Origin of the sequence: Nocardia vinacea NBRC 16497 (assembly GCF_000308835.1) — a bacterium.
GTDB lineage: Bacteria > Actinomycetota > Actinomycetes > Mycobacteriales > Mycobacteriaceae > Nocardia > Nocardia vinacea.
The window spans coordinates 69,351-82,956 of the sequence record NZ_BAGN01000424.1 but is presented as its reverse complement, the minus strand read 5'-3'; the positions used below and the strand labels follow the sequence as shown (position 1 = coordinate 82,956).

General features: G+C 64.4%; 11 protein-coding genes. 4 read left to right on the top strand and 7 right to left on the bottom strand.

The genetic code is table 11. From position 1 onward, the window contains the following. Both ON44_RS44020 and ON44_RS44015 read right to left on the bottom strand, forming a co-directional pair. A partial coding sequence (locus ON44_RS44020; protein ID WP_040701192.1) for a protein kinase domain-containing protein occupies nucleotides 1-351 on the bottom strand: 351 nt, incomplete at its 3' end. A 220-nt stretch (nucleotides 352-571) separates the two neighbouring features. After that, the gene (locus ON44_RS44015) at nucleotides 572-2,902 is read right to left on the bottom strand and encodes a thiamine pyrophosphate-binding protein (protein ID WP_040701242.1); all 2,331 of its coding nucleotides are present in this window, start codon (nucleotides 2,900-2,902) and stop codon (nucleotides 572-574) included. Between the two features lie 272 nt (nucleotides 2,903-3,174). Here ON44_RS44015 and ON44_RS44010 point away from each other — a divergent pair, with 272 nt between their 5' ends. Then, nucleotides 3,175-3,684, top strand: coding sequence for an Lrp/AsnC family transcriptional regulator (locus ON44_RS44010; protein ID WP_040701191.1), 510 nt, complete (start codon nucleotides 3,175-3,177; stop codon nucleotides 3,682-3,684). A 48-nt stretch (nucleotides 3,685-3,732) separates the two neighbouring features. Here the strand turns inward: ON44_RS44010 and ON44_RS44005 are convergent, their stop codons facing one another. The 4 genes from ON44_RS44005 to ON44_RS43990 all read right to left on the bottom strand — a co-directional run bounded on the left by ON44_RS44005 (nucleotide 3,733) and on the right by ON44_RS43990 (nucleotide 7,802). Continuing rightward, the gene (locus ON44_RS44005) at nucleotides 3,733-4,644 is read right to left on the bottom strand and encodes a LysR family transcriptional regulator (protein WP_083898552.1); all 912 of its coding nucleotides are present in this window, start codon (nucleotides 4,642-4,644) and stop codon (nucleotides 3,733-3,735) included. Between the two features lie 84 nt (nucleotides 4,645-4,728). Then, on the bottom strand, nucleotides 4,729-5,520 hold the full coding sequence (locus ON44_RS44000) for an HpcH/HpaI aldolase family protein (RefSeq protein WP_040701189.1): 792 nt from the start codon (nucleotides 5,518-5,520) through the stop codon (nucleotides 4,729-4,731). A gap of 10 nt (nucleotides 5,521-5,530) precedes the next feature. Beyond that, nucleotides 5,531-6,685 (bottom strand): DUF3500 domain-containing protein, encoded by a 1,155-nt coding sequence (locus ON44_RS43995; protein WP_218007774.1) that lies wholly within the window; start codon nucleotides 6,683-6,685, stop codon nucleotides 5,531-5,533. A 16-nt stretch (nucleotides 6,686-6,701) separates the two neighbouring features. Continuing rightward, entirely contained in the window at nucleotides 6,702-7,802 is a 1,101-nt protein-coding gene (locus ON44_RS43990) for a zinc-dependent alcohol dehydrogenase (RefSeq protein WP_040701188.1), read from the bottom strand. A gap of 394 nt (nucleotides 7,803-8,196) precedes the next feature. Here ON44_RS43990 and ON44_RS43985 point away from each other — a divergent pair, with 394 nt between their 5' ends. From ON44_RS43985 to ON44_RS47615, 3 genes are all read left to right on the top strand, one after another. Then, complete coding sequence (locus ON44_RS43985; RefSeq protein ID WP_040701186.1) at nucleotides 8,197-9,399, top strand: MFS transporter; 1,203 nt, start codon at nucleotides 8,197-8,199, stop codon at nucleotides 9,397-9,399. A 233-nt stretch (nucleotides 9,400-9,632) separates the two neighbouring features. Beyond that, complete coding sequence (locus tag ON44_RS43980; RefSeq protein ID WP_063721732.1) at nucleotides 9,633-10,979, top strand: amidohydrolase family protein; 1,347 nt, start codon at nucleotides 9,633-9,635, stop codon at nucleotides 10,977-10,979. Beyond that, nucleotides 10,976-13,114, top strand: coding sequence for a bifunctional 3-(3-hydroxy-phenyl)propionate/3-hydroxycinnamic acid hydroxylase (locus tag ON44_RS47615; protein ID WP_051183365.1), 2,139 nt, complete (start codon nucleotides 10,976-10,978; stop codon nucleotides 13,112-13,114). Before ON44_RS43980 ends, ON44_RS47615 begins: the two co-directional genes overlap by 4 nt. Here the strand turns inward: ON44_RS47615 and ON44_RS43970 are convergent. Then, on the bottom strand, nucleotides 13,108-13,437 hold the full coding sequence (locus ON44_RS43970) for a hypothetical protein (protein ID WP_040701184.1): 330 nt from the start codon (nucleotides 13,435-13,437) through the stop codon (nucleotides 13,108-13,110). The two genes, ON44_RS47615 and ON44_RS43970, sit on opposite strands and share 7 nt — an antisense overlap. Nucleotides 13,438-13,606: the final 169 nt, after the last annotated feature.

Here is a 13,606-nt window from a genome sequence, read left to right as displayed (position 1 = left end):
CCGACGGATCCACGCATCCAGCGAATCCAACGGGTGATACGGCATCACCAGATAAGGCCGCCCGCTCGGGGTGACACCCACTTGGAGCACCGTGACGATGTTCGGATGCCCGGTCAACCGACCCATCGCCTTCTGCTCGCGTAAAAACCGCGTCTGGTTGTCTTCGTCCAGCTCGGCGGTCAGCACCTTCACCGCAACCGTGCGGTCCAAGGCCACCTGCGTGCACCGATAGACCACACCGAAACCACCACGGCCGATCTCTTCGGCGTCCTCGAATCCGGACGCGCTCAACTCCACCGAGACGGGCATATTCACGTCACGTTGGGTCCGCGGTGAATCATCGCCGACCATCAGCGGTGGGCAATCCACTCCGTACGTGCACGAACATCGGGCACCATGCGCTTACCTTTCGACAATGCCCAGCGTATCGCCGACCACAGTGCACGGGCCGCCCTTGTCGGCTTTCAGCCGAGAGCGCCCTCGCCCGGAAAAGCGGTGGACCTCGCTCGCCACGCATGCGCCGGCGACTCCTTCAAATGACGCTTCAGCCGACGCACCCTTGCGACACCTGTCAAAGTAGATCGAGAGCGGCGCGCACAATGCTGTCGGAGTCGATGCCGTGATAGCGGTAGACATCGTCGAGGGAGCCGACCTGCCCGAACCGTGAGACACCCAATGCGGTGTGGCGCACCCGATTGATCCCGGACAGGAAAGCCAGCGTGTGTGGGTGGCCGTCGAGGACCGTGAGCAGCGGGGTGGCGCGATCGGAAGGGAAGAGCTGATCGAGAATCCAGGTCTCGCCGGTGCCTCGGCCTTGGCGTGCCTGGATTGCTTGGAACAGCAGGCCGGGGCTGGTGATGCAGAGGACGTCGGCGGGGACACCTGTGTGTGTGAGACGTGCTGCGGCGGCGAGGGCCTCGGTCATCATCGCGCCCATTGCCGCGATGGTCACCTTGGCGTCGTCGTGACGGACCAGTGGGTAGCCACCGGCGACGACCTGTCGGCGGCGGCGTTCGCGTGCAGCGGGGTCCGATGGGACTGCTGCCAGCGTCTGGTCGACGGGCCGGGTCGACAGGCGCAGGTAGGCCGAGGAGCCGCCCGGCCGCCCGAGGCGGGACAGACAAGCGAGCAACGTCCACTCGACGTCGATGGAGAATGCGGGTTCGTAGCTGACACAGCCCGGTTGTTCGAGGCCGATCGAGGGTGTCTTGATGGATTGGTGTGCTCCGCCCTCGGCGGCCAGGGTGACGCCGGACGGAGTGCCGACAAGTATGGATTGGCCGCCGGCGTAGATGCCATACGACCAGGGTTCGAGGGCGCGTTCGACGAAAGGATCGTACAGAACTCCAATGGGGAGCAGCGGCTGTCCCCATCGACTCCAGGTTGCGCCGAGTTCACCGATCAGGCCGACGAGGTTCGTTTCCGCGATGCCCAGTTCCATGTGCTGGCCGGTGGGCTTTTCGCGCCAATGCAGGATTGTCTCGGCGTCGTCGGCGAACCAGTTGTGTCGTTCTGCCGAGGACCACACCCCGACCTTGTTCACCCACCCGGCGAGGTTGGTCGTCGAACTCACGTCCGGACTCACTGTGACAACACGTTTGGCCGCGTCGGGCGCCGCCCGGGTCAAGTCGAGCAACACCCGCCCGAGCGCTGATTGCGTGGTCGCCGTGCTCTTGGGAGTGCGGCCGAAATCGGACGGAATCGTCGCGGGTCGGGCGGTGACGATCGGGTCGCGGCGCAGCCGTTCCGCGACAATAGTGCAGACGCGTCCGGATGCGGTGCCGTCGTCGAATCGCTGCCAGGGTTTGTGGGGGTCCATGCCCAATTCGCTTGCCAGCTGGGTGTACTCGTCGATGCTCAGTAGTGACGAGTGGTTTTGGGGGTGGCCCTGGATGGGCAGTCCGTAACCTTTGATGGTGTAGGCGAAGATGATGGTTGGCCGTGTGTCATCGATCTGCCGGTACGCCGCGGACAAGGCCGCGAGGTCGTGGCCGCCGAGGTTGCGGATCGCCGCGGTCAACGTTTGGTCGTCGATCCCGGCGATCAGCTCTGTGATTTCGGTGCTCCCGTTCCCGGTGCCGGGCAGCCGGGTACGCAGTTCGTCGGCATTGCAGCGCAGCAGCCGTTGGTATTCCGGATTCGGCATATCCAGGATCCGGTCCCGGAGCTCGGCTCCGCCGGGTCGGGCGAACAGCGTATCGAGCAGCTGCCCGAATTTTACGGTGATCACTTGCCAGCCCGCGGCATCGAACATCTTCTCGAGCCTGCGTGCGGCGATGTTGGGTACCACACGATCGAGAGATTGCCGGTTGAGATCGACGATCCACACCACCTCGCCCAAATCGACTATGCCGGGATCGAGGATGGCTTCCCACACCGCGCCTTCGTCGAGTTCGGCGTCGCCGACCAGGGAGTACTGCCGACCGGTGCCAGCGCCGCCGCCGATGGTATTGACATAACGGCGCGCCATCGCCCCCCAGATCGGCGCCGTTGCTCCGATACCGACAGACCCTGTCGAGTAGTCGACGGGGTCGGGGTCTTTGGCCCGGCTCGGGTAGGACTGCAATCCACCGAACTCGCGCAATGCGGTCATGTACGACTCGTCGAGTTCGCCCAGCAGATAGTTGATGCTGTGCAGGACCGGGGACGCGTGGGGCTTGACCGACACGCGGTCACCTGGCCGGAGGTGCTCGAACCACAGTGCGGTCATGATCGACACCATCGACGCGCACGACGCTTGATGGCCCCCGACCTTGAGCCCACTCGGGTTGGGGCGTACCCGATTGGCATGGTGGATCATCGCCGTGGACAGCCACAGCACTCGTTGCTGAATCGCCTCGAGCGCTTCGGGAGGGGGCGCACCGAAGCTCTGGGCTTCAGGATCGACGGCCGGGGCGTTCATCGGGACTTCTCCTCGCACCAAATTTGTTGCGGCCATGCGCATTCGAACTCTCGGTCGGGGGCACACAGTGACCGGATCCGGATTGCTCATGGACGTTGTGCGTCCGAATCGGGATTCAGCCGGGAATCGGGCGGATCGCCCTCCTATGACCGTCCTGTTGTGCAGAACTGCCGTCCAGTGCAGCAAATCAGCGTCTTCTGCGCAATACTTGTACCTCGAGTTGATCAGATTGCATCCGAGGGATCCGTTCCGACTAGACCGGGGTTATCACAATGCCAAGCACGCACACCGTCGACCAGATCGACGCGCGGATCCTGCTCGCGCTCGCCGACGCTCCGCGAGCGACCGTGCTGGCTCTTGCCGCCGAGACCGGACTGTCACGAAACACTGTGCAGGCGCGCCTGAGCAAGCTCGACGCCGCCGGCTCGCTACACTCGTTCGAGCGGCGCATCAATCCGCTGGCGCTGGGCTACCCACTGCAAGCATTTGTCCTCACCAACGTCACCCAGCGCAAACTCGCCGCTGTCGCGGCAGCACTCGCCGACATTCCGGAAGTCCTCGAAGTACACGGACTCAGCGGTGTCGCCGATCTGCTCATTCATGTAGCAGCCCGCGACGCGGATGACCTCTACCGAGTGGCTGGTCAGATCCTCGACATCAAAGGCGTTAAACGCACCAGTACCGCACTGGTCATGCGCGAACTGGTCGACTACCGCATCAATCCGCTGGTCGCCGCACTGGCCAGTGCCGCCCAGGACCAACGTCAACCCGATTCACGGTGAGACCACATCGAAGCCTGGGACAGCCTCGCACGCCCGCAAGTGGTCGGCTCAGGTGAGGGAACAGGACTGCGGGAGATCAGCTCGCACCAACAGTTGCGACTGGGCTCGGCAGAGGATGTCGACGTAAGCATCAGACATGTACCGGGAACCGGGTCGGGAGTACGCGCAGATTTCGCGGTAAATCGGCGGTGTCAACGACCGGGCAAAGCGACGATATTCCCCCTGTACCGCATTGTCGGGGACCAGCGTAACCGCCACACCGCTGGATGCCAGCTCCAACGCGGCCTGGACCTGCATGGTCCAGACCGCGGCGAGCGGTTCGAATCCTGCTGCGGCGCAGAGTGTTCTGATCACCCGGGTCAGCCCGTTCTCCTTGTCGAACAGCACCCACTGATGGCCCTTCAGATCCGCCAATGTCAGCGGCGCGCCGGTCGATACACCGCTGTCGGGCCCTGCGACAAGAACCAGTTCTTCGAATCCGATGGAGGCCACATCGGCGCCGGACAACCCCGTTCGAGGACCGATCGCCAGATCGCCTTCGCCGTCACGGAACGCGGCCTCCATCGCTGTGGCATGCGGGTAATCCTTGATCTCGAGCACGACCTCGGGAAACCTTTCGTGCCAGACGGAGATGCCCGAGGGAAGGATGGCGTTGGCCACCGATCGGACGGTGAGCACCTCGAGATCGCCTCGTCGACCGGTCCGCGCATCATCAACTGCTTGTTCGGCTCTCTCGACGACGGCGAGAATATCTCGCGCCACGGGCAGCAGTGCCCGGCCCGCGGGAGTGGGCCGGACACCCTGCGCCGTGCGATCGAGCAGCGTGACCTTCAGATCTGTTTCCAGACGCTTTATCTGCTGGGAAAGTGAAGGTTGAGCGATGAAAAGCCGCTCGGCCGCCATGGTGAACGACTTCAGCTCACAGACCGCCACAAAGTATTGAAGCCGTCGTAGATTCACGAGTCCGCACGCTACGAGCCCGCATCGGCTTTGTCTATATGGGCCTGGGTCTCAGCTCAGGGTTGGAGTGATTCGGCACATTGGCTAGTCGGATCCATCAGGCACCTGCGCGAGGTGGCTTTTGACAGCCTGTTCCAGGTGCACCAGGTCGTTGGCGATGCTGACGTAGTTGAAGCCTTCGGCTAGTCGGCGCGCGGCGGTCACGCCGTCCGGGCAATGGATGCCTACTGCTTTTCCTGCCGCTTCGGCAGCCTTCAGCACGGCGCGGAGGGCGTCGTCGAATTCGGCGTCGACCGCGGGGTCGGTGGGGGTGGTGCCGCCGAGTGCGAGGCGCAGATCCGATGGTCCGATGTAGATCGCGTCGACGCCGGGAACCGACGCGATCTCGGCGGCATTGCGTAGTCCGGATACGGTCTCGATCATCACCATGCAGGCGATCTCGGCGTTGGCTCGGGCCGGCGACGGCCCGATTCGCAAAGCCGCGCGCAGGGCCCCGTTACTACGGTGGCCTACCGGAGGGAAGCGACAGGCCGCCACCGCGGCTTCGGCCTCAGCCGCCGTATCGACCATCGGCACGACGACGCCGCGGGCACCCGCGTCGAGGGCCTGGGCAATCCAGAACGGATCGTTGGCTTGCACCCGGACAAGCGCTGCCGTGCCGGTGCCTGCGGCGTCGATCGCGGTGATTCCGGCCAGCAGGCCCCGATATTCGATCAGGCCATGCTGGGCGTCGAGACAGACATAGTCGTAGCCGGACATGGCGATCCGTTCGGTGGCCACCGGGTTGTCGCACACCACCCAGTAGCCGATGGTCTGTCGCCCGGACCGTAACCGCTCAGCGAATCCTGTCGCGCTTGTTGTCGAATTTCTTGTCATAGTGGCCCCCTTAATGGGAGTGATTGTTGCGATGTTCGGCAAGGGTGTCGAAGCCGAAGTCAGCGGACAGATCCCGCCATACGGCGTGCGCGTGATTCGCCTGACGCTGCGTGTTGTCGTACTCGATGAGAAGGTCCGGGCCTTGTACCCGGTAGTAGTGGGGATCATCGGGTGCCATACCACCCGCCCAGCCGAACCAGGTGACGTCGAGCACCGCGTCGGTTGCGTAGCGCGCGGCGTGTACCTCTGCCATTGCGGCCGATACACGGCCGGTGTACAGCGCGATCAGTCGTCGGAGCTCGCCACGCTGTGTGGGATCGAGGTTTCGCGCACTGATTCCCTTGGGCGGAACGGAAATCGCCAGGGCAGCGTGATCGGCTTCGGTGTACCCGCTGGCCTCTTCCGCGTTCCGGTCGACGTCATCGACAAGCTTGTTCAGCGCGGGGTCCGCGAACTGGCCGCGCCATAGATCCTGCATATGCATCATGGTGTCGCCATGTGTCACGCGGGCTCGGTTGCCGGACACGATGTCCGATATCGCGGACTCGTGCAGCAATGCGTGTTTGCGCTGTTCCGCGTTGAAGGACCTGACAAGGTTCCGTGCGACATCCTCGATCCCGCCGAGCGGCCGTAGCGGCGCCCCACCCAGTAACGAAGTGCTCGCTGGGTCGGCGCCGATGAAGCAGGGTGTCGTCGATACGAGACGGCCGCCGACGATGAGGTTGTTGAGCGAGATGTGATGACCTCCGAAGCGCCAACCCCACACCTGGTCACCCGGCACGCCGAACACCCTGAGCCAGTACAGTCCGGGATCGCGGCCACGTTGCCGGGCCCAGCGGGCCTTCCAGCCTTCGACCTGGTCCAGGACGTTCTCTAGACCGACCACGGTCGCGACAGTGGCGTACCCGGCCTCGGACAGTCCCGACGCCACCAACTGCATCGCCAGGCTCTGCTGATGCGCCAGCTGGTGACGTAGCGCGAGCCCGCCATGGTCGGTCGGCGTGTAGTACCACCGCACTCGCTCCGCTTCGGCATCGGGCACCAGCGGGGAATCGAACAGCGCGGCGGCACGCTGACCGGAGGTCAGTGCGTCCAGCCATGCCGTGGCGGCGCTCGCCATCGCGGCGGCCACTGCCTGCCGTGGTTCGTCAATCGCAGCCGACATCACCGAATCCGGGACGCTACCGACCATGGATCGGTTCCCCATCGTCGGACACATCGAGCATCACCTTGATGGCATCGCCTCTGCGTTCGGCGTAGGTGTCGAACGCTTCACCGATGTCGCCGAGTGCGAAATGGTGTGTCACGAGTGCGTCGGTGTTCAGTCTTCCCTGGCTTGCCAAGGAAACGGCTCGTGCAACAGAGCCCGTTCCTTCGCCACGAACGGTCTGCAATGAGATTCCGTTCATGACGGCATGGTTGAGGTCGGCCAGCACCGGCTGCTCGAAAAATCCCACGAGCACGACTTTGCCGGACCGCTTGGCCATATGGATCGCCTGATCGACAGCGGGCGCGGCGCCCGAGCACTCGAGGACGATATCGGCGCCGCGCCCACCGGTGAGATCGCGTACCGCGGCGACGGCGTCCACCTCGCGCGAGTTGAGCACCACGTCGGCGCCGAACTGCTTGCCGAGCGCCAACCGGCTTGACCTGGTACCCACCAGGACCACCGGGTCGGCTCCGAGTTGGCGGGCGACCTGAACCGCCAGCAGCCCGATGGGCCCGGGGCCGATCACGGCGACACTCGCGCCGACGACGAGGGAGCCGAGGACATCGAAGGCGTGCATAACCGAGCCGACAGTGGTGAGAACTACCGCCGCATCGAAACCAACGGAATCCGGCAGCCGATGCAGGGTGGACACATGATTGACCACATATTCGGCGAACCCGCCGTTGACCGTCATCCCCTGTGACCGATGCCCTTTCTCCCGCTTGCCGGAGTTCAGGCAATCGGTATAGGAACCCGAGAGACAGTTGACGCATCGCATACAGCCGCGATGCGCCTCGGTCACGACCCGGTCACCAACCGAAAACTCGTCGACGCTGCTCCCCACCGCAGCCACCACACCCGCGTACTCGTGCCCGGGGACAAAGGTTCCCGGAGGCGGTCCGTCACCGGCGAAGAACTTCCGACTTCGAATCTTGAGGTCCGAACCGCACAGCGATGCCCGGCGGACCTGGACCAGGACATCGTCCGGTCCCACCTCGGGCACAGGCAACCGCGTAGTTGCGATCGTCCCGGGCTCGCCGAGTACGGCAGCCAACATTGTCTCAGAGGGCATCTGCAACCTTTCAGTTGAAATTCGAGCAGAAAACCGGTTGGTCCTCGATTGTGTTGGCCCCGTCGTCGGCAAGTCCAAGACCAGAAGCGCGAGACACGCATAGGCAACACCTATAGATGCTCGTGACTTCCGTCGCGTGGCCCACCGCTTACGAAGCGTCGGCGCGGCTCGCGGCTGTGAAATCCTGCTCGAGCTCAGGTCCGGCGCAAATTCCGGTTGGCACCGATCTGCGTCGACCGCTCCGATACCACTCCGAGTAATATCGGACACATCGTTGCCGATATAGCTGGACATTAGCGGCGATAGCGTGAACGCTGTTGCCATTATGGAGACTCGATTAGCGGTCAAGACAGATTTGCGCCTCACAGGCGCGCGCGGTCGGCGCGATAGGTCGATGGTGCTGGTTGGTTACGCCTTCGCGGTTGTCATGCTCGGTACGACGATGCCGACGCCGATGTACACCTCGTACGCCGCCGAGCTCGGATTCTCCATCAGCATGTCCACGGCGATTTTCGCGATGTACGCCGCCGGGGTCGTCGCGGCACTGATTCTGTTCGGCCGGTGGTCGGACGTGCTCGGACGTCGACCACTCCTGATAGCCGGACTGGCGTTTTCCGCAGCCAGTTCGCTGGTGTTCCTCACCGCGGGGTCGGTGTGGCAGTTGCTGCTCGGGCGAGCGCTGTCGGGACTGTCGGCCGGTATCTTCACCGGTACCGCGACCGCCATGATCGTCGAAGCCGCACCCGCGAGGTGGAAAACCCGAGCCCACGTGGTCGCCGGTGTCGCGAACATCGGCGGATTGGGTATAGGTCCGACGCTGTCGGGTGTGCTGGTGCAATACGGCCCATGGCCGCTGCGATGTGTTTTCGCGGTGCACCTGGCGATGGTCGGCTTGGCTGTGCTGGCTATCAGGAATGCGGCCGAGACCGTTGTGGCACAGCCTCGGGCTCGGCTCGCGGTACAGCGATTCTCGATTCCGCCGGAAGCACGGCAGGTGTTCATTCGTGCGGCGACGGCGGCGTTCGCCGGGTTCTGCGTGATCGGTCTATTCGCGTCGGTGGTGCCGACGTTTCTGAATCAATCTCTGCACGTTCACAACCAGGCTATTGCCGGGTTGCTGGTTTCCTCGACGTTCGCCGCCTCCGCGGCTGCCCAAGTCCTCACCAGGACGCTGCCCGTTCCCAACGCCATGATCCTCGGTTGTACAGCGCTGATACTCAGCGCCGCACTTGTCGGCGCGGCGCTCAGCGCCCGGTCGGTGCCGATCCTCATCGCGGCCGCAGTGATCGCCGGTGTCGGACAGGGCACGAGCTTCAGCAAGGGACTGGGCGCGGTAGTGGAAGCGGCTCCGCCATCGCAGCGCGGCGAAATCGCCTCCACCTATTTCGTCGTGGCCTATTTCGCGATCTCCGTTCCCGTCTTGGGCGTGGGGTTGGCCGCCCAGCACTGGAACCTTTCCCACATCGGCATCGTCTTCGGAGCAATCCTCGGCGCCGTGGCCACGATGTCATTGCTCGGCACCGTTCGCGCCGCAACGTCGGATCCCGGACCAGCTTCGGCCCCCGCCCTCATCCGCAGTGGTGCCGCAGCCCAGTAGCGACTGGCAGTGAAACGGACATCAGGCCAAGACCTTTCGCTCGTCATCGCGTCCGGCGCCGAGGGTGCACAGCGTCCCGCCGACTTCGACGCGCGCGGGCCTACGCAATTGCCGCCGTCTCTGTTACCGAGGTGCCGCCGCTATATTGACACCGAGCATGATAACGGCAACACTGTGTCCATTATGGCAAAGGCGCTTTGCAACCCACCTTGTGTGTCCGATTGGAGGCGGTCATGAATTCCGAAGGTCGCTTGCTGCTGCGCGGCGGGATCGTCCTGACGATGGACGAAGAGCTGGGTGATCACGAACGCGGCGATGTGCTCATCGAGGACGGCAGGATCGTCGAGGTAGGGCAGGACCTGACCGCCGATGCGCAGGTGCTCGACTGTGCGGGCAAGATCGTCCTTCCCGGTTTCGTGAACTCGCATCACCACATGTTCCAGACCGCTTTGCGCTCGTACTGGGCCGATGCCCTCGACCTGGACTACTTCATGCAATCGCGGGCCGGAGCCGACGCGCTGTTCCACCAGTACACCCCCGAGGACGTCTACTGGGGGCAATTCGGTGGGGCACTGGAGAACCTGGCCGCGGGAACCACGACCGTCGTCGACACATCGCAATGCTCGTATACCCCCGAACACACCGACGCCGCCCTCGAAGGAATCCGCCGATCCGGAATCCGATGCGTCTTCAGCTTCTCGCCCTCACTCGGCGATCACGAGCCGGACCCGTCGTATGCCCATCCGGATGACATCCATCGCCTCATCGAGAACGCCGGTCCGGTCGAGGACGGATCGCTCGTCCGCCTGGCACTGGGCTATCACGTCGATGAGGACTTGTTCCAGCTCGCGCGGGACCTCGGTTTGCCGATGTTCGCGCATGTCAATGACACCAGCTGGGGTTACGTACTCGAACAGTTCGAGAAGGAGGGACTGCTCGGCCCCTGGATCACCTACATCCACTGCCTCGGTCTCGAAGACGCCGCATGGCGAGCCATCGAACGAACCGGCGGCAAGGTATCGGTCTCCACCAGCGCCGAGCAATCGCTCGCCATGGGCCAGCCGGCCTTGCAAACGGCCCTCGAACATGGCATCCCAACAAGTTTCGGCACGGACACCGTCGGCATCGCACCTGTCGACTTCTTCTCCCAGATGCGCGCGGCCTACCACTGGCAGCGCAGCCGCATCCACGCGGCGATGCAGAGCAACTCACCCGAGGTTCAGCCGGTCACGGTGCGGGACATACTCCGAATGGCAACACTCGGCGGAGCCCAAGGGGCTCATCTCGACCATCTCGTCGGGTCCCTCACCCCGGGCAAACGGGCGGACGTCATCGCATTGAACGCACGCACACTCAATGCCGGACCGGTCAATCACGCGGCGGGCGCCGTGGTGCAGCACATGGACACCAGCAACGTCGACACCGTGATCGTCGACGGGCGCATCGTCAAACGCGAGGGCCGACTACTCGGAGTGGACGTCGAATCGGTACTGCAGCACCTCGAACGATCGGCGGCTGGCCTCGTGAGTCGTTCGCGAGCTACCGACATCCTTTTCACAGGTTGCCGACACCTGTCATGAACACGTTCGACGTTGCCGTGATCGGCCTGGGTCCGGTCGGTGAGCTGGCGGCGCTGCTGCTGGCGCGTGCGGGGTTGACGGTACTGGTACTCGAGCGCGAGAGCGACGTATACCCCAACCCGCGCGTCGGCGTTCTCGATGGAGAAGCGCTGCGCACGCTGCAGAAAGCGGGAGTGTACGAGCGCGCCGTTCCCGACATGCTGCTCGGGGCCGGAGCCCAGTGGGTGTCGGCTCGTGGCAAGGTTGTCGCGACGACGCTGCCGACGGAGCAACTCCAGGGACATCCGTGGATATCGGCGATCTACCAGCCGTTGCTGGATAAGCAACTTCGGGCGGCCCTTGCGGAGTACCCGGACGTCGATATCCGCCTGGGTCACCGGCTCACCGGGTTGACCCAGGACGACGAAGGCGTCGAACTCACGTTTCGTGATGTCGACGGCGGGACCGGTAACGCGCGCGCACGCTTCGTTGTCGGCTGCGATGGCGCAAACAGTACGACCCGGGCAGCGATCGGCGTCGAGCTCGCCGGATCCGCATACACCGACACGTGGCTCATTATCGACGCGAAGCTACCGGAGCCGGTCACACATCTCCCGTATTTTCAGATGACGCTGGACCCGGCGGCACCCCGCCTGACCGGCCGACTCGCCGCTGGTGGGCACCGCTGGGAACGCCAGGTAATGCCGTGGGAGGACCCAGAAGAAATCCTGACACCACGAGCCGCGCGGCGAGTGATCGCTGAGGATGCGGACCCCGACACCGCGGAGATCCTGCGTCATCTCATCTACACCTTCCGAGCCAAGAGCGCCGAGCATTGGCGGGTCGGGAGGGTGTTGCTGTGCGGCGACGCCGCCCACCTGATGCCTCCCATGATCGGTCAGGGTCTGAATTCGGGAATCCGGGATGTCACGAACCTCAGCTGGAAAATCGCTGCCGTGGTGAACGCCGGTGCGCCACTGCGGATCCTCGACTCCTACGAGGCCGAGCGGCGTCCGCACGCCGACGCGATAACCGCAATGTCGGTCCGGGTCGGCCGTCTGGTCACCATGCAACCGCGGTGGGCGGCGGCGATTCGCGACGTGGTGGGCGAGTCGCTCCTGCGTGTCCCGCCATTACGGGAACGCGTTCGCCAAGGCCGCTGGCGCCCGCCGGCGCGGTACCGACGCGGCTTGCTTTTGGCACCACCATCGCTGCGCTCGCCGGTTGGCCGCCTGTTTCCCCAACCGCTCGTGCGGACGTTCAGCGGCGCGGAGCACCGCCTCGATGACATCTCGGGCTCTGGCTGGCGCATCATCGGCTGGGACGCCGATCCACGCGAAGCGCTATCGAAACACGGCCGCCGCATCGCCGAAGACGTCTTGGGCGCGACCTATGTCACGCTGATCTCGCCGGGGCAGCGCCCCGTCCATCGTGGTTCGCGGACCCAGATCCTCGAAGACCTTCATGAGCTGGCCCGTCCGTACTTCAGGCGACAGCCATTCGTCGTACTTCGTCCCGACCACTATGTCTGCGCGAATCCCTCGTCAATTGAGCTCGACAGCACACTGAGGAAGTTGATGCCGCAGATATCAGATGAATCGGCTGCTCAGCAACACACCGAGGCGGTCGAGCGAACCGGTGTCTGGAAACTCGATCCCGCAACCGCGGACATCAGGTTCTTCGCCCGCGGGCTCTGGGGGCTGCTCCCGGTAACCGGCCGCTTTAGTCGAGCATCCGGCTCGTTGACCTGGGGTAAGGATGGATCGGCCACGGTGCTGCTGGAACTTCACGCCGCCAGCATCGCGACCGGTCTCGGAATGCGAGACCGGCATCTGAGCGCGCCCGAGTTCCTGGACGTGCGAAACCACCCACTGATCTCGTTCCATGGCGACGCCATCAGTCGCGGCCCAGAGCGACTCGCGGTAGCAGGCAAGCTGACCGTTCGCGGCACCACCACCGAAATGCAGATCGACGTCGAACTCGAACCGGACGGCCCCGAAATCCTCGCCGCGACGAAAGCGCGGATCGACCTGTCCGCCTATGGCTTCGCGGCTCCACTCGACATGGTCCGCCCCAAGCTCGACCTCGCGATCCGAGGCCGTCTCATCCTCGCCCACCCGGGAACCGAGAGCACCCGCCTGCTTGCCTCCTACTGATCTCGCGCGCACGAACCGTGGCCGATGACAGCGCAGCGCATCTGCCGGAAGATCCGTCGCCGCGGTGAGCGGAAGCTCGAGGGAGACGAGTAAGTCCCGGTACCGTTGGGCCAGTTGGTCGGCGCGCTGCGGCTGTAGGCGACGATCTCGCGGTAGGCCCCGGGGCCGATCCGTCTGGTGTGCTGTATCCAGCCGCCGGGCACGACATTGTTGGGCACAAGGGCTACACCGAGGCCTTCCATCGCGAACAGCAGGGCTGCGGTCACTTGCCCGGTACGAGGGGTGAATCCGAGGCTGGTGGCCACCCCGGTCTGCGATTTCACTCATCTAACCCGCGTTCGAATTTCGGGCTGGACAGTCTGGCCGAGCATCGCCGACGCTCGCATTGAACAACGCCGGTTGACGGCTGCCCTGGTGTCCCCCCGGGCAGCCGTCAACCGGCGTTTTTGAACGTGTACGCGGGATCCGGCCCACTCGGCGCCGAAAATAGGC